The sequence below is a fragment of the Collinsella phocaeensis genome, assembly GCF_900119895.1.
Taxonomy (GTDB): domain Bacteria; phylum Actinomycetota; class Coriobacteriia; order Coriobacteriales; family Coriobacteriaceae; genus Collinsella; species Collinsella phocaeensis.
Map to the genome: position 1 here is coordinate 58,375 of NZ_FQLR01000004.1, position 19,544 is coordinate 77,918.

Here is a 19,544-nt window from a genome sequence, read left to right on the forward strand (position 1 = left end):
ATGTCTGAAGAACTCAGCACAGAAGTCGTAGAGGTATCTGGGGCATACCCGGAGATTGCACGTAAGTACAAAGCTGGCGAGGAGCTGACCGATGAAGAGCTTGATACGGTCGCCGATGTTGCCATAACGGTACTTCGAGATTTGCTCGCGTTTTTCGATGCCGCTGATTCCCCTATTGACGAGTATGAAGGCGACGAGGGTGAGCTCATTCTCGATGTTACGGCCCCGGATCTCGCTGTTCTCATTGGACGTCACGGCCGCACCCTTGAGTCTCTGCAGTCTCTGTTCTCTCTTTTAGTGAGCCGTAGGCTTGGATTCCGCTATCCCGTCGCTGTCGATGTTGAGGGTTATAAGTCTCGTCGTCACGACAAGGTTATCTCCATGGCACGGTCTGCCGCTTCTCGTGCTGTCCGTCAGCATGGTTCTGTGAGCCTCCCACCGATGAGTGCGTATGAGCGTCGTCTGGTGCACATTGCTCTGCGTGAGGATGAACGCGTCGATACGCATTCTGAGGGAACCGATCCTGAGCGTCGTGTCGTGATCGTTGCTCTTTAAGCCTCCTTCTATAGTTTCCAAAGGGCGCATCCTTGTGATGCGCCCTTTTTTGTCTCAAGTTCTTGATACACTGATTTCAGTCACTCAACATGGAGAAGGGATCCTTATGGGTGTTACCGATTCACGTCCCATCGTACTTAAAGATCTCGATCAATCACTTGTTTCTTCCTGTACAGACTCCCTGATCTCATTGGTGAAGTACATTTCCCCTACCTGCAATCCTGAGGATTTAAAGGTATGTGTCGAACACTTGCTCTATGTTGAGCAGGTCAATGAATATATCAATCTTACGCGTATTGTTGACTTGGACGATGCGATTGTCTTGCACATACTGGATTCTTTAACCCTTCTTCCGTATGTGCCCTCATCGTCTACCTATATGCTTGATATGGGAACCGGCCCTGGATTCCCTGGTATTCCGTTGGCTGTTATATGTTCGCTTAAGGCTGATCTTCTTGATTCTGTTGGAAAGAAGATCAAAGCTGTCAATGCGATCGTTGATGCGCTCAACATTGATGGTGTTCGCGGTGTGCACGCACGCTTAGAGGATCATGCACGTACGCATCGAAATGCTTATGATCTTGTAGTTGCTCGTGCACTCGCCCCATTAAATGTTCTTCTTGAATATGCATCACCGCTTACCGCCAAAGAAGGGCACCTTATCCTCTCGAAGGGGAACCTTGATGACGATGAGCTCAACCAAGGAGTCAATGCAGCAAAACAGTGCGGTTTCTCCTTGATTGAGCACAATACCTTTGAGTTGCCCGGCGATTACGGACATCGTGAGATTCTTAAGTTCAAGAAGTCTCATCAAGCAGCACTACTGCTTCCGCGTGCCACTGGTCTCGCAAGGAAGAACCCGCTTGCATGATTGTTTCACGTGAAACATAATGATCTGTGATGATCAGTCTGTCTCAAGTGTTTCACGTGAAACATCCAGACATCCAAATACTGCAGAAACATGGGAGGGTGACGTGGGTTTTAGAGACGTCAAGCGATCTAAAAGTGCAAAGGACACCAGAATCATTGCGATCATTAATCAGAAGGGTGGTGTCGGCAAGTCAACGACGGCGGTAAATCTTGCTGCAGCTTTAGGTGAGCAAAACAAGAAGACGCTCGTTGTCGATTTCGACCCACAGGGCAACACGACAAGCGGCTTCGGAATAGAAAAAGAAGAGCTTGAAAACTGTGTATACGATGCCCTGCTTCATGATGTGCCGGCAGAGCAGATCATACAGGATACAGGCTGTAAAAAGGTATTCGTTATTCCAGCAACTATTCAGCTTGCAGGAGCAGAGATTGAGCTGGTCTCCACGATGGCACGTGAGACGCGCTTGAAAGACCTGCTTGGACCGGTTGTTGACGAGTTTGATTTCATATTCATCGATTGTCCGCCTTCTTTGGGCCTGTTGACAATCAATGCGCTTACAGCTGCGGATAGCGTGTTGATTCCGATTCAATGCGAGTATTATGCTCTTGAGGGAGTAACCAAGTTACTTGAATCGATGAGAATGGTCAAAGGCCGAATCAATCGTGAACTCGATACGTTTGGTGTCCTTCTGACGATGTATGATTCGCGTACATCGCTATCGAATCAGGTTGTTGAAGAGGTGCAGAATTACTTTGGAGATAAGGCGTTTAAGACTTGCATTCCGCGTTCGGTAAAGGTCTCAGAAGCCCCATCGTTCGGAATGTCTGTGGTCACGTATGCCCCGAATAATAAGGGTGCGAAAGCCTATGTGGACCTAGCGAAAGAGGTGATTCGTCGTGCCTAGCCCAAAGCCGAAAAAGAAAGCACTTGGACGTGGTCTTGGTTCATTGATACAGGAGGCACAGTCTGAAACAGGCGGTTCAGCGGTGACTGCAGACTCGATGGTGGCCATCGAGTCCATTCATCCGAACCCTAATCAGCCTCGCACACATTTCAACGATGCAGAACTCAATGAGTTGAGTGATTCGATTGCTGAGCATGGTGTGCTGCAACCTCTTCTGGTTCGTAAAGATGCCGAAGGTTATGAGATCATTGCGGGAGAGCGCCGTTACCAAGCTTCCAAAATCGCCGGACTTACAGAAGTACCGGTGATCATCAAAGATGTTGATGATCAGAAAATGCTCGAGATTGCACTGATAGAGAATCTACAGCGATCGGACTTGAATCCCATTGAAGAGGCAAAGGGCTATAAACAGCTCATTAAGCAGAGCGGAATGACACAGGAAGCACTGTCCAAGGCGGTTTCGAAATCCCGTTCTGCAATCACGAATTCCCTGCGACTCCTTGATCTCCCCGAGCCCGTGCAGCAATATCTCTTTGATGGGAGGCTTACGGCTGGACATGCACGTGCAATTCTTGCCGTACCCTATGAAGAGCAGCGTATCAAACTTGCTGAAAAGGTAGTGCAGGAAGGATTGTCGGTTCGTGCGACTGAAAATCTTGCTCCACTGTTTTCAGTCGGAGATACGCCAAAAGCCCCAAGGCCTATCACTCCTCAATCGTTTAAGAAGGCTGCTCGAGTCTTGCGCGGTGTCTTCAATACCAATGTTCGTATCAAGTCGACAAGAGGCAAGAACAAGATCGAGATCGAGTTTAAAGATGAGGATGAGCTGGCTCAAATCCTTGATCGTATGATGAACGGTGAATGATGGTATCGAAGAAGAAGATCATCGGAGCTGGCTGTATCGTGCTTGGAGTTGCATGCGGTGCGGCTGTCGGGTATGCGATTGCAACGAACTCTGAACTTCGTACGGCTATCGGATCGCTAACGCACGGCATATTGAAACGTTCGAAAGATCGGATGAGCGAGATGAGCGAGGAAGTTGCGCTGCATACAGCTCAGGTAACTCGAAATCCAAAATTCAATCAGGATTGGGTTGCAAGCCAGTGGGAATCGATCGGATATTAATACGTCGTTCTTTATAAACAGAGGGGCAGCAATGCCCCTCTGTTTTATAGGATGTCAGGCTTTAGCCCGCGTGCCGTACAGCACGACGCAATATGGGAAGCCACTAGGAGAGATACACTCTTTTCTGTTTGAGCTGACCGCAGGCTGCGTCGATATCGTTACCGCGAGAGTTGCGAATGGTGGTTTCAACGCCATGCATGGTGAGCCTTCTCTGGAGCGTCTCGATTTTGTGGACAGGAGACGGCTTGAGAAGCGAGCCGGGAGTATCGTTAAGCTGGATGAGGTTGACGTGGCAAAGTGTGCCAGCGCAGAAGTCGATAAGGGCATCCATCTCGGGGGTCGTGTCGTTGATGCCATCGATCATGGCGAACTCGTAGCTCGGACGACGGCCGGTCTTTTCCACGTAGGTCTGCAGGGTCTCATGGAGACGTTGAAGGGTGTACTTTCTAACACCCGGCATAAGTTTGTTGCGCGTTGACTGAATGGCAGAATGCAGGGAAATTGCAAGCGTGAATTGTTCGGGAAGCTCCGCAAAACGCTTGATGCCAGGGATAACACCGCAGGTTGAGACCGTAAGGTGGCGCGCACCAATATTGACACCCTCTGGATCGTTGAGCATGCGAAGAGCGGTCACCGTGTTATCGAAGTTGGCGAACGGCTCTCCTTGACCCATGAAGACGACGCTTGTGACGCGCTCGCCGAAATCACGCGCTACATGGTGGACCTGGTCGACGATTTCCTGTGCGCTGAGCGAACGTGCGAGGCCGTTGAAACCGGTCGCACAGAAGACGCACCCCATGGCGCAGCCCGCCTGCGTCGAAACGCAGACGGAGAGTTTGTTTCGCGAGGGCATGCCGACGGTTTCGACAGAGGTCCCATCGGGGAACTCCAACAGATATTTGCGCGATCCGTCGCGGGAGACCTGCTTGACGATTTCCGTAGGCACCCCGAAGGTGAAGCGCTGGGACAGTTCGTCGCGAAGGGTTTTGGGCACATTGGTCATCTCGTCGAACGAACAAACGTTCTTAGAAAAGATCCATTCGTAAATCTGCTTGGCACGGAAGGCTGGCTGATTGAGATCGGCGAGCACCGCTTTGATGTCGTCAAGCGTAAGCGAGCGGACATCCCTCATACGTTTTGTGTGTTCCATAAGCGTCCCTTCAAAGAACGGTCAAGCCATAGTTACCTATACAATAAGGGAATATGACGATCGGCGTACCTGTCTGGTCCATCCGGTCGAGGAAAGAACATCAGCACGTCGCTGGGCGAAAAGGAGCAGGTGATATGGAAAGGGTGAAGCGCGACATCAAGGTTGCGGTCCTTGCAGGAGGGACCTCATCCGAGCGCGAGATCTCGCTTAATTCCGGCAAGAACGCGCAGGCCGCGTTGTGCGAGGCGGGTTACGAGCATGTCGATCTGCTCGATCCGGCCCAGGATCGATTCCTCGATTCCATTCGCTCCGGATACGATGTGGCGTTCCTGGCCTTGCATGGCGCCGGCGGCGAGGACGGCCAGATACAGCATGTGCTCGCATACCTCGGTATCCCCTACACGGGTTCGGATGCCGCGGCGAGCGTGCTCGCTGCGGACAAGGAGCTCTCGAAGGTCATGTATGAACGAGCGGGTATTCCGGTTGCTGCAGGAGTGGCCCTGGAGCGCGACGAGGCATACGACGTAAACGCTGTCGCGCGGGCCGTGGGCGAGCACTCGTTCGTCAAACCAGCCATCAACGGATCGAGCTATGGCGTGAGCAAGGTGGACGACCCCTCTTTGCTGGGGGCAGCTATCGAGCGCGCATTCGAGTACGGTGAGAAGGTGCTGGTCGAAGAGTGCCTCGTGGGAACCGAGATCACCGTCGGTGTCTACGAGGATGGTGATCTGAGGGCTTTGCCGGTCGTGGAGATCAGCTGTCCCGAAGACGCAGACTTCTACAACCTGGATGTCAAGTACGTCGATCCGACGGATATCCATCGCATCCCGGCCCAGATCGACCCGGAGGATTATGCGCGTGCCCAAGAGCTGGCGTGCGCGGCACATCGCGCGCTCGGATGTTACGGGCTGTCTCGCAGCGACTTCATCGTGACCGATCGGGGGCCGGTCATCTTGGAGACGAACACGCTCCCGGGAATGACGGACACCTCGCTGTATCCGGACGAGATTCGCCATGAGGGCATGGTGTTTTCCGATGTGTGCGACGCCCTGATCGCCGGCGCTCTCGCCCGCGCGGGGAGGATGGACGCGGTGCAGGCTTGATGCGCATGGAGGACGCGGTGTGCGCCGGCACGCCGGAAGAGATCGTAGAGCAGTACGGGACGCTCGCCGACCGCGCCCGCACGCGCACGTTCGGCTTGATCGAGGACGATGTCATCGTGCTCGATACCGAGACCACAGGACTGTCGTTTCAGGAAAGCAAGCTGATCGAGATATCCGCCGCGCGCCTGCGCGGACGGGAGGTCGTGGACCGGTTCGACACGTTCGTGCATCCCGGGTGTCCGATCCCCGAGGAAATCACGAAGCTCACGAGTATCACGGATGCGGATGTGGCTTCAGCCCCGTCTGCAGAGGAAGCCGTGGCAGCCTTGGCGGATTTCGTGGGCGGGTGCCCGGTGATCGCGCATAACGCGACGTTCGACCGGACGTTCATCGAATCGGTCCGCGGTGGGGTGAAGGTCAGCGATATCTGGATCGATTCGCTTGCGTTGTCGCGCATCGCGCTCCCGCGGCTGAATTCGCATAAGCTGTCCCATCTCGCCGAGCTGTTCGGCTGTTCTGAGGTGTCCCATCGTGCGAATGATGACGTGGATGCGCTTTGCGGCGTCTGGCGCATCCTGCTCACCGCCCTCGCCGATCTCCCCCGGGGCCTCGCGCGCCGCCTCGCGGATATGCATCCGGAGGTGAGCTGGAGCTATCGACCGATATTCTCCTATCTGGCGGGAGAGGATCCTGATGCCTCGTTCTCCCTCGTGGCGGCGCGGTCGGACATTCTGCGCGCCTCGGCGCCTGTCGAGCGAGCGGATGCCGACGAGCTCCCGAGGACGGATATGCCGACGGGCGATGAGGTCGCTGCGGAGTATGAGCCGGGTGGCCTGGTGAGCCGAATGTATGAAACGTACGAGCCGCGCGCGGAGCAGATTCAGATGGCCTGTGAGGTGCGCGACGCCCTCGCGACCGATACCCACCGCGTAATCGAGGCGGGCACCGGCGTAGGGAAGTCGGTTGCCTACCTCGTCCCCCTCGCCTTCGCCGCCAAGCGAAACAACATAACCGTAGGCGTGGCGACGAAGTCCAACAACCTGGCAGACCAGCTTATGTACCACGAGCTTCCCCGTCTTGCGCGGGAGGTTCCCGGCGGCCTTTCGTTCTGCGCGCTCAAGGGCTACGACCACTATCCGTGCCTGCGAAAGCTGGAGCGTATGAGCAGGGGGACGGCGGAGATCAAGACGACGAAGGACCCTGCCGACACCCTGACGGCGATAGCCGTTATCTACGCGTATGTGTGTCAGTCGCCGTCCGGTGACCTCGACGCGCTCGGAATCCGTTGGAGAAGCGTCAACCGCGCCGACCTCACCACATCGTCGCGCGAGTGTGCGCGGCGCCTCTGCCCGTTTTTCCCCGACCGGTGCTTGGTGCACGGCGCCCGCCGCCGCGCCGCCCGTGCGGACATCGTGGTCACCAACCATTCGCTCCTGTTCCGGAACGTCGCCGCAGACGGCAAGATTCTTCCCCCCATCCGCCACTGGGTGATCGACGAGGCGCATTCGGTCGAGCGCGAGGCGCGAAGGCAATGGGCGTGCACCGTTTCCGCAGATGAGTCGCGCGCGCTGTTCGAGCGCCTTGGCGGAGAGCGCGGCGGGGTCCTCGGCCAGCTGACGACCGCCCTGGCGGGCTCGGATGCCATGACGCTCTACATGGGCCTCTCCGCGAAGGCTGCGGCATCCGCCCATCGCGCGTCGATCGCGATGGGCGGGCTGTTCGACGCCGTCCGGGACGTTTCGCGCGTGGCCCGCGGCGGGTCCTACGACAACGTCAACATGTGGATCGGCCCGGAGGTGAGGGAATCCGATATATGGCGCGATGCGTTTCTGCCCCCGGCGACGGCCGCGGTCGATGCGCTCTACGGGCTGTCTCGCAACCTTGAATTGCTCGTCGAGACCATAGCGCCAGACAAGCCGGAGATGGTCGTGGACGTGGCCGATGCTGCCCGTCGCGTGGCCGAGACGCATGCATCCCTCAAGCTCATCGTCGACGGAGCCGACGAGCGCTATGTGTACTCGCTGCAGGTGAACCGTCGCCTGCGTGCGGGTGGAGAGGCGCTCACGGCCGAGCTGCTGGATATCGGGGAGAGCCTCGCCGCACGTTGGCTTCCCGAGATGAAGAGCGTGATCTTCACGTCCGCGACTCTCTCGATCGCGGGGAAATTCAACCATTTCGCGCGTGCGACGGGTCTTGAGCGGCTGCCCAAGGGGGCGTACCGGGCCCTCCATCTCGATTCGAGCTATAACTTCGACGAGAACATGGCGGTGGTCGTGGCGGGCGACGTGCCCGACCCGCGCGACCGCGATGCATACCTGGCGACGCTCGAGGAGCTGCTGGTCGACGTGCACGTCGCCATGGGGGGCTCGGCGCTCACTCTGTTCACCAACAGGCGCGACATGGAGGACCTGTACGCCCGGGTCCAGCCGCGCCTCGCCGCCGCCGGCCTCGAGCTTGCATGTCAGCAGCGCAACGCCTCGGCACGTCAGCTGCGCGACCGCTTCATCTCCGAGCGATCGAGTTCCCTGTTCGCCCTCAAGGCGTTCTGGGAGGGGTTCGATGCATCGGGCGAGACGTTGCGCTGCGTGGTGATTCCCAAACTGCCGTTTTCGAGTCCGACCGATCCGCTCTCCTGCGAGCGCGGCCTGCGCGAAGAGCGGGCGTGGGCCCAGTATGCGCTGCCTGAGGCCGTGCTCGAGGTGAAGCAGGCCGCGGGCCGGCTCATCCGCACCTCGACCGATGTCGGCGTCTTGGTGCTCGCCGATTCCCGTCTGGTGACCAAGGGATATGGAAAGAAGTTCCTCAACTCACTGCCCACGTCGGGGTATCAGCGCATCGAGAGCGATCGGGTCGGAGCGTATCTCGAGCTGTGGCGCCGATCCCACGGATGATATTCGCCTGTGCCTAGGGGATGAGCAGGTCCCGTGCATAGGCTGCAAACGCGCGCTTCGTCTCGCTCGGGCCCACGAGCTCGATGCGGGGCGAGGCCGCAAGCAGCTGGTCGAAGAGCCAGCGATCCGAGGTGAACGACAGGGATGCCTCGACCGCGCCTTCCACCTCGTGGAGATCGAACAATCCGGCCCATCCCGGAAGGAGCAGCTCCGCGGCGCTCTGCGCCCGTACCGTCGCGATGGACCCGTGGGCCCGTATGCTTTCGGCTACCGCGAGTCCCTCCTCCGCATGCCGCTCCACGGAATCATCCGTGTGGATGACTTCGGCGATCCGGTCCAGTCGGTAGCGGCGCACGCCGTCCTTGTCGATGTCCCAGGCGATCAGATAGGCGTGCTGCCCCGCGCGCTCGATTCGGATCGGGTCGACCGTCCGCGGGACAGCGACGGGGTCGTCTTGGGATCGATACGAGATGCGGCAGCGGATGCCGTAGCCGATGGCCTCCGTAATGGGCAGCAGAAAGTCGCCGTGCTCCCCGCTTTCGGCAAAGGGGGAGGCATCCAGCGCGATTTCGTCGACGGGGCCGAGCGCGGCCTGCACGCGCGCACGCACGTCCTCGGGGACCGAGAGGCTGTCGAGGACGCACGCCAGCGCAAGGGATTCGTTGAGGTCGAGGCGGCGGGGAGCCAGCAGCGAGGCATCGCCGACCAAGACGATGTCGCCGTGCTCGATATAGACGCCGGACCGCGTTCCGGTGCTGAGGTTGGAGAGGGATCCGACGCAATCGACCACATAGGACACCTGCCGCGGGTTGATGCCGAGCGCAGCGCCCGCCTCGTCGAGCGTCATGCGGTGCCCGGGTGCGGCCGTGAGGTCTTCGAGCAGGCGAAGGCTGCAGCGCAGCAGCTCGTCCTGTTTGAGCGTGTCGGATGGTTTAGCCATAGGTCTCGACGACTCCCTTCAGGATATCGTTCCACGCATCGACGAGGGCGCTGGGCGATGCGGGCCTCATGCCCGCGGAGGCGTGGGCGAGTGCGAACCGCGCCGCCGCGTCGATGCTGCGCACGGATATGTTCCACGTGAAAACATCGTGAGGACCGTCAACGATCGTGCCGCGTCCATGCGTGATGTCCTCGATTTCCGCTGCTCCGAGCGTGCGGGGGAAGGAGAACGACACGTTCACCAGCCCCGCGCCGGAGAAGTCGAAGGGGAGGAATCGGTAGTCACGAATGGAGAACCCCTGTGGGATGTCATAGGCTCCCGTCGGCTTGCGCGCCGCGCGCACCCGGTCGCAGCGAAACGTCTTGATGGCGTTGTCCTCGACGTCGCGGCCGACGAAATAGCCGTGACCGGCCTGCGAAAACAGTCCGTAGATCTCGACGGAGTGAGGGCGGGACTCTCCCTTCGAGTCCGTATAGTCGAAGGGCAGGGCCCGGCGCAGGCACCACGCGTTCCATATGGCCTCCAGGCGCGGGTCTATGGAACGCGCGGCGTCTTGCTGCGGAGCGACGTCCATTCGACCCCGTAGGCGCGCCCGGATGGACGATAAGGCCGGCATGAGGGGGCTCGTTCCCCCTTCGGTGGCGGCATCGACTGCGTGGGCGAGAATCTCTGCATCCGAGGCGGATATGAGGCCGAGCTCGGCATGCGTCCTCATCCGGTCCACGGTCCACGTGCTCTGCTCGTTCTGCCTGCCTCCGGCGCCCGTGATCTCGACGATATGGAATCCCTGCTGGGCGAGCTTGTCGCGGTCCCTCTTGAATTTCTTGAGGTCGGAATCGCGAGAACCTGATCCATAGCCCAGGTCTGAGTCGCCGATGATCTCGTCGGTCGTCGGCGGCTCGACGCTCGTGTTGAGGATGAAGAGCAGGTTGAGCAGCCTGCGTGGATAACCGTGCTCCAGGGAGCTCGGAAAAGCTCCGTCCCTATCCTCCATGCGCACCCCTTTCGCGTGGACGAGAAGATACGAACATTCATTCTACGCGATATGGAGATAGAGGGATGAAACGGTCCGATGCCCGGGTTGGTTGGACCTCGAGCGGCCCCGCGCACCGCGCACCGCGCTATACTCTCGACTATATACGGTCAAAATGCGGGACAGCTATGCCCGCGGTACACGATAGATATGATGCGGAGCCCTCATGGCGAACACTCAGAAATATTTGAACCATCTGCTGCAGAACGTCGGCATCACCCCCGCCTGCAGCGAGGAGGAGCGTGCGGCGGCCGACACGATCGCGCGCATCTTTTCGAACCACGGGTTCGAGCCCGAGGTCCAGGAGTTCACGGCGAGCGCTTCGCGCAAGGTGGCTTCGGCCGCGCTGGGTATCGCGATGTTCGTGTCCTGCGTGCTCATGGGGCTCGGCGGCGCGCTCGGTGTCGTGGGCGCGCTCCTGGTCATCGCCTGTTGCGCCGTCTACTTCCTCGAGCGCACCGGGCGCATGAGCTTTCCGCAGATCGGGGGCGGCGGCCTGTCCCAGAACGTGATTGCCTGCCATCGCGCCTCCGGCCCGCTGGCCTCGCCGCGCAACCGCCCGGTCGTCGTGGTCGCCCACTACGACTCCCCGCGTGCCGACCTGTTGAGCCGTCAGCCCTACGCCGGCTACCGCCCGTTCCTCGCGCGCCTGCAGCCGGTCGCCATGGCGGTGCCTGCCGCCGTGGCGGTTCTCGGCCTGTTTCCGTTGCCCGGCGCGGCGAAGGCCGTCCTGTGGATCGCCGCGACCCTGCTGGCCCTCGTCCCGCTCGTTCAGGGTGTGTCCGTCATGCTCAACCGCTTCGTGCTCCCCTACACCTCGGGTGCCGTGTGCAACAAGTCTTCCGTCGCCGCCATGCTCGGCGTCATGGATGCCGTCTCGCCTTCCCGCGCCGCCGTGGAGTTCCCCGACGACCGCCCCTTCGACGAGTACATGGACGAGCAGCGCCGGCTCGTCCACGAGGCAGCGCTCCATGATGAGGATCTTGCCGAGGAAGATGGCAGCGTCGAGGATGAGTGCGAGCCCGTCGTCGAAGTGGCCGCGCGTCCCATGTCCGGAGTCCCTGCCCTCACTGCCCCAGATGACTCGGAGTCCGCGTACGCCGAGGGTGAGCCGCTCGAGGCCCGTTTTGCGTCTACGCCGGCCGACGATACCCCGCTCGCCGAAGACGACATCCCCGCCGAGCCCGGCGCCACGGTCCAGATGGAAGCTCTCCCGGTCGAGGAGGATGGGCTTCCCGTCACGGATTCCATCGAGGAAGATGAGCCCGCGGCTGAGGAAGGGCCCGCACTCGAGGGCCAGTCCAACCCGGAGACCTTCGAGGAGGATTCCCCGGCGCTTCCCGTGAACGCTCAGGGCAACCTCCGTTTCGGCGCCGATGCGATCCGTGCGCTCGGCATGGTTTCCGATACCTGCTCGATCGAGTACGACGAATCGCAGTTCGCATACGATTCCGCCGCTCCCGCAGCCGTTGTCGATGAGGCTTGCGACGACGCGTCGGTTGCCGTCGATGAGAGTCCCGTGGACCTTGGCTTTGAGCCCGCGCTCGATCTCGAGGGCGATTCCGCCCTCGCAGAGCGCCTCGAAGATGGGGACGATTGCGAGAACGCCGTCGAGGATGAGTATCTCGAGGCGGATTTCGAGTCAGCCGACGAGCAGGACGAAGAGCTCTACGCCGAGGACGAAGGCGTTCAGGGCGATGAGGGCGACGCAGATGCATACGATGAGTATTCCGACGACGGGTACCTCGATGAAGAGTATGACGACGGGGAATACGCCGAGGGCGAGTACGCCGAGGATGAGATGACGCTCGGCGAAGACGATATCGAGCAGGCGGAGGAAACTCCCGAAGAGGACTTTGTCGATTGGGGCGTCCTTCCCATGGAAGAGCAGCCCGATGAGGACGACGTCGACATCATGGCAGCTATCTGGGAGCCCATTGAGGATGAAGAGGATGACCAGATTTCCGATGACGTCGATGCCGAGGAGGATATCGAGGGCACGGTGGTCTTCGATGCCGGTCAGCTCGAGCGCACCGTTGAGGCTCCGGTAACCGAGTCGACCGTACAGGTTCCTGCGCTATCGAGTGATGACGAGGTCGCCTACGACGAGGCGGATTCAGATGAAGTCGGCAGCGCCGACGAGGGATCCGAGGCCGTGCTCGAACCCGTTGAGGTTTCCAACACGCTCTTCGACCTCGAGCCTATCGCTCAGGTCGACGAAGAGCCCGCGCCTGCGGATCTCGCCGAAGGCATGTCGGAGGACGGCGGCGAGCAGCCTTGCGCGCCCGAGGCCGAGCGGAAAGCTCCTGCCGATTCGACCATCGCCGCGACCGCGGCGTTCGCGGCTGCGTCTCAGCCGCAGGGAACCCAGGAGTCCAATCCGGTGCTGCAGGGGACGCAGGCCATGCCCGCACAACCCGAGCGGACTGTGGATACCGTGGATGCGCTCATGGCGCAGATCAACGGCGACGTCGCTCCTCAGCGCCCGCTGCGCAAGATAAACGTGCCCTCCGTGAAGGGGCCTGCGGGTATCGATGTGCCCGATCCCGCCGCCCCGGCAAGCCGTGCATCCCTTCTCGACCTGCCGGATCCTGCGAGCGGCGTGACGGACCCCTTCGGTGCCCCGGTGTCCCGTACCGCCGCATCCCGTCCCGCTGCGCCGTCGAAGCCCGCTTCGCCGTCCACCACGCAGTTCACGGTGATCAGCGGCAACACCGGCATGCAGGCTCCCGCGGCCGAGCCGATCGAGACCATCTCGGCGCCCACCCCGGCCCCTGTCAAGAAGAAGCGTGGTTTCGGCGGCCTGTTCGGACGCAAGAAGAAGCAGCGCGAGGACAGCATGAGCGACTGGCTCGGCGTGGAAGACGACTTCGACGCCAAGCGCTCCGGTCGCGATATCGGTTCGTGGGACAACTTCGACGGTGACGATGGCTGGAAGGGCGGTGCGACCTCTTCGGTGGATATGACCGAAGATGAGCTGCGCGATGCCGTGACCTCGATGGGCGACGACGAGCTGCTCGGTCATGACATCTGGTTCGTGGCAGCGGGTGCTTCCGAAAGCGGTAATGCCGGCATCCAGGCGTTCCTCAACACCCATCGAGATCGCTTGCGCGGCGTGTTCCTCATCAACCTGGAGTGCGTCGGCGCCGGTCATCTGGCCATGGTCTCCACCGAGGGCGAGCGTCGCGTGCTCAAGGGCGATAAGCGCATCAAGGGCCTGCTCTCGCGCGTCTCCGCCGATTTCCACCATGAGATCGGTTCGGTTGACATGCCGTACCTCGATACGGACGCCCATGTGGCCATGGAGATGAGCCTGCGCTCCTGCACGCTGGCGGGCGTCGAGGGGACGTCGTTCGCGTTCTCGCACTCCGAGGAGGATATCCCGGCGAACGTGAACGCCGACAATGTCGCGCTTGCCGCCGACATCGTTACCGAGGTCATTCGCCGGTCGTAGGCGAGGGATGTTGAGCATAACAAGAGATCCTATCCACAAGGATGGGACCTCTTGTCTTAACGTGCGGTCAAGGCCGATGGGACGGTCTCTTAGAGCGGGTTGCGTCCCATGTACGCGATGATGTCCGCGGACTCGTATAGGGCCTTGCCGTCGATCACGAGGCAGGGAACCTGTCCCTTGCCGCCGATGGAGATGAGCTCATCGCGCGCGCCGGGCTCGGTGAGAATGTCCTTGCGGGGCAGATCGATCCCGTGCTGCTTCATAAAGGACTCGACGCGACGGCAGAACGGGCACGTGCTCATGGTGTAGAGGGTGTAGCTGTGGGACATGGTGTTCCTTTCAAAGGCAACTCATTTTATACCAGATACCCGCCCCGCACCGTTTCATAATCAATGTACTTCCGCTGCGGCTGCGAGCGTGCAAAGCTGTTAGCATACGGGAAGGTATCCGTCCGGGAGGTTTCTCGTGTTTTCGTTCATGAAGCGTCATAAGGTGGCCTATGCCATCGCCATTGTCCTCGCGCTCGCACTCGGTTTCGGCCTCGCATATGTCGTGGGTGTAAAGGGTTCGACCCCCGAGGCGGAGAGAAGCGAGCATATCTCTCAGGAGCAGCAGGATGTCGACACGAATGACGAGATTGCCGGTACCGTCGATCAAGGCGATGGGACAGAAGACGCCGCCGTCGCATCCGAGTCGGAGTAGGGCCGTCGCGTCTGCCGCGGCGGTGTTTGCGCGCGATTCGTCTACCGCCTCACTTTGCGTCGGCATGCATCATGAACAGGGCGTCGCTGCAGCCCGCTCGACGCTCCGACGGAACCTCCGCTCAACCCAGCTACCCAGCTAGGATGCGAAGATCACCAGTGTGCGCCAGGGTAGCCCAGCCTGTTCGCTCGAGCAGGTAACCAAGGTGAGAATGTGGGTGGCTTTCGCCATAAGGGTTTCGGCGTCGTGTGACCGGGCGGTCGCGTTGCTTACGATGGTCCGGATCCACGAGCGCAGGCCGGCGACCGATATAGTGCCCTGCTCCTGGATGGCCTGGTAGGAAGCGTCGCATCGGAGCGCCGCCAGGGGCCGGTAGGTACGAATCCTACCGGACGGCAGCGCCCACGACGCATCGCCCACGGCGTCGAACGCATCCTGCTCGTAGGCGTCGGACAGTTCGCTAAACATCAGCGTGCTGTCCTGAAGGTGATGTCCGAACACGAGCATGCGGCGGCCGTTTGCCCGCGACCGAGTCCCGAGGTACGGGCAACCGAGGGGATTGGGCTGGTCGAAGATGTCGTGTGTGAGATACCAGCTTTCCTGATCTCTACCGGGTGCCTGGACGACAGGGGAGTCGATGTGCGTGCCCTCGACGGTGAGCCAACCTTTGACATTGGGGTTGATGGACATGATTGCGCTCCAATCGTTTTGAGGTACGTCGGATGGGTTGTGCGATACGGGCGATATCTGGGAAAGATGCGCGCTATGAAGCCCTGCAAGGTCGATGAGGGACGCGTGTACGGCGGAAGCCATGCAGAGCGTGGCCGAGAGCATTGCGGCTGCGCCCGCAAAGGCGCGTCTCGGAGCCGTCCCTCCTCCGACGCTCATCGTTTCCAAGCGGCGATGGCAAGGGCACCGGCGACCGCGGCTCCGGTGACGAGTGCGATGATGAGCGGTTTGACCCCGGTTTGGTCCAAGACCCCGTATGCGGTCTTGGGAGTCTGGACCACGTTGTCGGAATCGTGGTCTTCGAGTCCCTGCCCTCCTCCGTTGCGGAACATATCGAGCCGCGCGCCGTTCTCCAAAGGGGCTCCGTCGCGATATCGGTCGGTGAGCCTCATGTGGAGCAATGCCGGTGCGAGGTCTTTCTCGCCCTGGGCGGTATCGCCCTGGCTCTCATCAAGATGCTCCGCGTCATCGTGGGGATGCTTAAGGTCTTCGCGGTCCCAGCAACCCTCGCGCGTGGTGAAGCCGGCATCGACGCGGCCGTATTCAAGACGGATGGCCGAGACCGTAAGGCCGGGTTCGAGACCGAGGTCCGATACGGAAAGATGGGTCGCAACGGTGCTGTCGATTCCCTTCGCCCAGAGGTGCCAGCCGGAATAGTCGAGCGCCCGTCGGTCATCCCCCAGACCGTTGAGCACCGTCGAATCGTCGAGCCATGGGTTGACGTGTCCGTCATCGGTCGTCGCGTTCGCCGCCGTGTGCTCCACGGTCTCCCCGATAGGCTCCGTCTTGTACCAGACGTTCAGGAGTCCGTCGAAGTCCCCTGTCGCCTGCGGGGTGGTGATGCCCTCAAGAATCACCAGTCCTCCGATGACCCCATCAAGCTCGTCGGTTACCGTGAACTCATCGACCCATGTCTCGCTCTCGTTGCGTGCATCGATCGCGTAATCGAACATGCCCTCTTCCGAGGCGGTGACCTCAGCCCTGTTCTTCCCGTCCCCGTTTTCCGTCGTGTCCTCGGCTACCGGGTCGCCGATTTCCTGACGCTTGTCTATGCTGCCGGAGATTTCCAGGGGTCGGTCGTACATGGTCACGTGCTGGATGGCCCCGGTTTCCTCTACGGTGAAGGCCACGCTGGAGGCCTTGTCGTACGTACGCGGTTCGAGCTCCTCGACAAGGGTGTAGGAACCCGGAGCGAGGCGCTCGATGGGGTGGGGCTCTGTGGTTGAGACCCAGTGCTCGACCACGTTCCCGTCTTCATCGAGGACGGTGAGCCGAGCTCCCTCCAGCTCCTGCTCGTCGGTGATGTCGCGCTTCGATATCATGACGCGCGTGAAATCGTCGTCGACCTCAACCGAGAAGGAGCCTGTTCCCTGAATCGTGCCGTCGTCGGCAACCTCGAACTCGAGGGTATCGGGGGAGACGAGGTATCCCGCCGGTGCGGCGGTCTCGCGAAGTTTCCAAGTTCCCGGTTCAAGATGCGAGTACCGAGCGATACCGGAATCGTCGGTGACGAGCTGCACGGCCTTGCAACCCTCCTTGAGATCGGGTGCCCCCTCACTCGTCTCCGCGTTCTCATCCTCAGCGCGCCAGAGGTGGAACGTGGCGTTGCCCAAGGGGCTGTCGGTGCCCTTGATGGCCTTCTGGATGACGATCTCATTCGGGGTATCGACGCACGTTGCCTGTGCGAAAACGACGGCGCAGGATGAATCTTTGTACGCGAGCGTAAAGGGGATGATTTCCGCATTCAGGGTGTGCCCGGCAGGGGGACGCGTCTCCCTGAAGGCGTAGTGCGCCGTCCCTCCGCCCAAGGGCAGCTCGCGCGTGGTCGCGCGGCCGTCATCATCGGTTTCGACGGTGTCGACGATCTCCCCGGCGTGCGCCTCGACGGATCCGTTCGGGGCCACGATGTCCTCAAGGGCGATGACGTCGAACATGGCGCCCGCAAGGTCGTCACATCCCGCTTCGCAGCGCTTCTCGATGCGGGCGCGTCCCCGCGCTCGCTCGTCTGAGGCCTTTAGGGTCACAAGCGTCTCGTCGTCCTTCGAGGTGACCTCGAACGGCAAATCCTTCGTATTCAAGAGGTAGGGCGCGCTCGCCGCAACTTCCCGCAGGAAGTAGGATCCGGTCTTCAGCCGGTCGGGAAGGATGACGGACCCCGAATCATCTGTTGTGAACGTATCGCTTCCCGACCAGCCGTTCGCCCAGGCGTCGGGGCTCAAGGGCTGCTTGTCCTTATCGAGGATCTGGAACGCGAAGCCTGCGAGCTTGACGGGCTCCTGGCTGGCGGTATCGATTTTCACGATCTGGACGCGCGCCCGCGCTCGATGGTTGTCCACCATGTAGCGAAGGCATGAGCCGTCGGCGATCTGGTCTGCAGAAATGGTCCATGGATCAACGGCTTTGAATCCGTCGGGTACGGTGCTCTCGACCTCGCGCACGGTGTACCCCTTGCGGTCGAAGGGGATGGAGCCCGAGGCGCCTGAGGGGCGAGATCCGCTCCCGAACCAGGAGCCGTCCGTCGACGCGTACCCGTCCTTTCCGGTCGTGATGGTCCCGACAACGTTGCCGGTGGTGTTGGACACGATATCGAAGGATATTCCGGCCAGCGGCTTCTCGGTGCTCTGGTTTCCGGCGGCCCCGCCCTCAAACTTCATGATCTCGATATCGAAGCACACGGGGACCTCCTTGAAATCTTCCGTAGGGGTAAGGGTGATATGGGCTTTTCCGCCCAGCTCATCTGCCGTCACGGTGAAGGAATGGGTCGATGCGTCGAGCACATATCCTTGCGGCGCCTTCGTCTCGGTGACGGCGACGGTTCCAAGAGGGATGTCCGTAAACGTGAGCGTTCCATTTTTGTCGGTCGATCCCGTAGTGGAGAAACCCGGCTTGGATGTGGATATCAGCTTGTATTCGGCTCCCTCAAGAGATGACCCGGGTTGCGCCGGTCCGTTGGTCGCCGCGTCCTTCTTGACGATGGAGAGACGAAACGTCCCGGGCTGATCCTCAAGGGTCACCTCGGTGCCGCCTTGCCCCGTCTTGAATTCGACGCGCTCGTCGTTGAGGAGGTAGCCCGCCGGCGCTTTCGTCTCGACTGCGTAATAATCCGTGTTGGGCGCAAGCGCCACCTGGGCGCTGCCGTTCTCATCGGTTTCGATCGATGCGACCTTGGCCCCATCGTCGCGGCGGAATATGTCGTATCGTGCGCCCTGCGGCGAGTAGGAGGGATTGTCCGCGGTGAGCTCGATCTGGGCGGAGATCTTGGTGAAGCGAACGGTCACCCTCTTCTCGACGGTCACAAGGTCCTGGTAGTCGAAGGTCTGGTTCGATCCGAACGGGGTCTCATTTTTCCACAGGATGGCGCAGCCCTCCTCGATGCCTCCCCCGCCCGCCTGCTTATAGGCGAGTCCTTCTTGGTAGAGCTTCCATCCGGCTTCCTTCGCCTGGGCGTCCCGTGCGTTTTGCCAGCGCTCGAGGTAACCCTTGTTGCCGTGGTAGGTTCCCTCATCGGGGGAGGTGTACGAGAGTACGTCTTCGCGCTGGTCCGCGATGGAAAGCCACGCGGCGTAGGTCGTGGCCGCCTCCGACCGCGTCTCGTTGAGCCCGTATATCGAGGTGACGGTCTTGCCGTCGTAGCCGTGGTAGAGCACGTAATCGAGCTCGGGGATTCCAAGCGCTCCGTATCTCGTGAGCGATTGGCCGACCTTGGGCGTGACAAGCCAGCCCTGGGCGCAGTAGGCGACGGGGGAGGTCGCGCCGTCGACGCGGATGAAGCGGCCCGTGGAGGCGATAGAATGAGGGTTTACCACCAGTTCGCTTACCGTCAGGCGCCCCTCCGCCCCGCCCGCCGCAAGCGGTGCCGTTCCCAATGCGACTGCACAGGCTATGGCCGATATGAGCACGCTCGTCCAACGCGCTCGCCGTGGTGCCGGCAGCCTCCCGAGTACGTTTCGCAGCAGCTGTCTCGCTCGACGCATCATCGCGACCTCCTTCGAATGTGATGGGGTAGCGAGCGTACGTCGCGTGTTGTTACAGGGATGTCGGTGGATCGAACGGGCAGGAGCGATGCGCTGCCGCAGAGTCTCGCCCG

Annotated in this window: 15 protein-coding genes; 9 read left to right on the forward strand and 6 right to left on the reverse strand. The window is 60.7% G+C overall.

Annotation, left to right across the window (positions count from 1 at the left end; all coding sequences use genetic code 11):
- The 5 genes from BQ7355_RS02455 (at window position 1) to BQ7355_RS02475 (ending at window position 3,455) form a co-directional block, all read left to right on the forward strand.
- Window positions 1-555, forward strand: a complete 555-nt coding sequence (locus BQ7355_RS02455; RefSeq protein ID WP_072414785.1) for a Jag family protein — start codon at window positions 1-3, stop codon at window positions 553-555.
- A 106-nt stretch (window positions 556-661) separates the two neighbouring features.
- The gene (rsmG, locus tag BQ7355_RS02460; protein WP_072414786.1) at window positions 662-1,426 is read left to right on the forward strand and encodes a 16S rRNA (guanine(527)-N(7))-methyltransferase RsmG; all 765 of its coding nucleotides are present in this window, start codon (window positions 662-664) and stop codon (window positions 1,424-1,426) included.
- A 103-nt stretch (window positions 1,427-1,529) separates the two neighbouring features.
- Window positions 1,530-2,330 (forward strand): ParA family protein, encoded by an 801-nt coding sequence (locus BQ7355_RS02465; protein ID WP_072414787.1) that lies wholly within the window; start codon window positions 1,530-1,532, stop codon window positions 2,328-2,330.
- A 46-nt stretch (window positions 2,331-2,376) separates the two neighbouring features.
- Complete coding sequence (locus BQ7355_RS02470; protein WP_072415860.1) at window positions 2,377-3,195, forward strand: ParB/RepB/Spo0J family partition protein; 819 nt, start codon at window positions 2,377-2,379, stop codon at window positions 3,193-3,195.
- Window positions 3,192-3,455 (forward strand): hypothetical protein, encoded by a 264-nt coding sequence (locus tag BQ7355_RS02475; RefSeq protein WP_240307295.1) that lies wholly within the window; start codon window positions 3,192-3,194, stop codon window positions 3,453-3,455. Before BQ7355_RS02470 ends, BQ7355_RS02475 begins: the two co-directional genes overlap by 4 nt.
- A gap of 103 nt (window positions 3,456-3,558) precedes the next feature.
- Here BQ7355_RS02475 and rlmN read toward each other — a convergent pair whose 3' ends face one another.
- Window positions 3,559-4,605: a dual-specificity RNA methyltransferase RlmN gene (gene rlmN / locus BQ7355_RS02480; protein WP_072414788.1), complete on the reverse strand. Its 1,047-nt coding sequence runs from the start codon at window positions 4,603-4,605 to the stop codon at window positions 3,559-3,561.
- A gap of 134 nt (window positions 4,606-4,739) precedes the next feature.
- Here rlmN and BQ7355_RS02485 point away from each other — a divergent pair, with 134 nt between their 5' ends.
- Window positions 4,740-5,708 (forward strand): D-alanine--D-alanine ligase family protein, encoded by a 969-nt coding sequence (locus BQ7355_RS02485; RefSeq protein WP_072414789.1) that lies wholly within the window; start codon window positions 4,740-4,742, stop codon window positions 5,706-5,708.
- The gene (locus BQ7355_RS02490) at window positions 5,708-8,599 is read left to right on the forward strand and encodes a helicase C-terminal domain-containing protein (protein WP_072414790.1); all 2,892 of its coding nucleotides are present in this window, start codon (window positions 5,708-5,710) and stop codon (window positions 8,597-8,599) included. Before BQ7355_RS02485 ends, BQ7355_RS02490 begins: the two co-directional genes overlap by 1 nt.
- Window positions 8,600-8,612: 13 nt before the next feature.
- Here BQ7355_RS02490 and BQ7355_RS02495 read toward each other — a convergent pair whose 3' ends face one another.
- Window positions 8,613-9,539 (reverse strand): helix-turn-helix transcriptional regulator, encoded by a 927-nt coding sequence (locus BQ7355_RS02495; RefSeq protein WP_072414791.1) that lies wholly within the window; start codon window positions 9,537-9,539, stop codon window positions 8,613-8,615.
- Complete coding sequence (locus BQ7355_RS02500; RefSeq protein ID WP_072414792.1) at window positions 9,532-10,533, reverse strand: helix-turn-helix transcriptional regulator; 1,002 nt, start codon at window positions 10,531-10,533, stop codon at window positions 9,532-9,534. Before BQ7355_RS02500 ends, BQ7355_RS02495 begins: the two co-directional genes overlap by 8 nt.
- Before the next feature lie 205 nt (window positions 10,534-10,738).
- Here BQ7355_RS02500 and BQ7355_RS02505 point away from each other — a divergent pair, with 205 nt between their 5' ends.
- On the forward strand, window positions 10,739-14,026 hold the full coding sequence (locus BQ7355_RS02505) for a hypothetical protein (protein ID WP_072414793.1): 3,288 nt from the start codon (window positions 10,739-10,741) through the stop codon (window positions 14,024-14,026).
- 89 nt (window positions 14,027-14,115) lie between these two features.
- Here the strand turns inward: BQ7355_RS02505 and BQ7355_RS02510 are convergent, their stop codons facing one another.
- The gene (locus BQ7355_RS02510; protein WP_072414794.1) at window positions 14,116-14,355 is read right to left on the reverse strand and encodes a glutaredoxin family protein; all 240 of its coding nucleotides are present in this window, start codon (window positions 14,353-14,355) and stop codon (window positions 14,116-14,118) included.
- 136 nt (window positions 14,356-14,491) lie between these two features.
- Here BQ7355_RS02510 and BQ7355_RS02515 point away from each other — a divergent pair, with 136 nt between their 5' ends.
- Entirely contained in the window at window positions 14,492-14,728 is a 237-nt protein-coding gene (locus tag BQ7355_RS02515) for a hypothetical protein (RefSeq protein ID WP_072414795.1), read from the forward strand.
- 138 nt (window positions 14,729-14,866) lie between these two features.
- On the opposite strand, the gene BQ7355_RS02520 is transcribed toward BQ7355_RS02515, so the two are convergent.
- Together BQ7355_RS02520 and BQ7355_RS02525 are read right to left on the reverse strand one after the other, a co-directional pair.
- A complete protein-coding gene (locus tag BQ7355_RS02520; protein ID WP_072414796.1) occupies window positions 14,867-15,418 on the reverse strand; it encodes a class B sortase in 552 nt (183 codons plus the stop codon).
- A 194-nt stretch (window positions 15,419-15,612) separates the two neighbouring features.
- A complete protein-coding gene (locus BQ7355_RS02525; RefSeq protein ID WP_083581481.1) occupies window positions 15,613-19,263 on the reverse strand; it encodes an MSCRAMM family protein in 3,651 nt (1,216 codons plus the stop codon).
- Window positions 19,264-19,544: the final 281 nt, after the last annotated feature.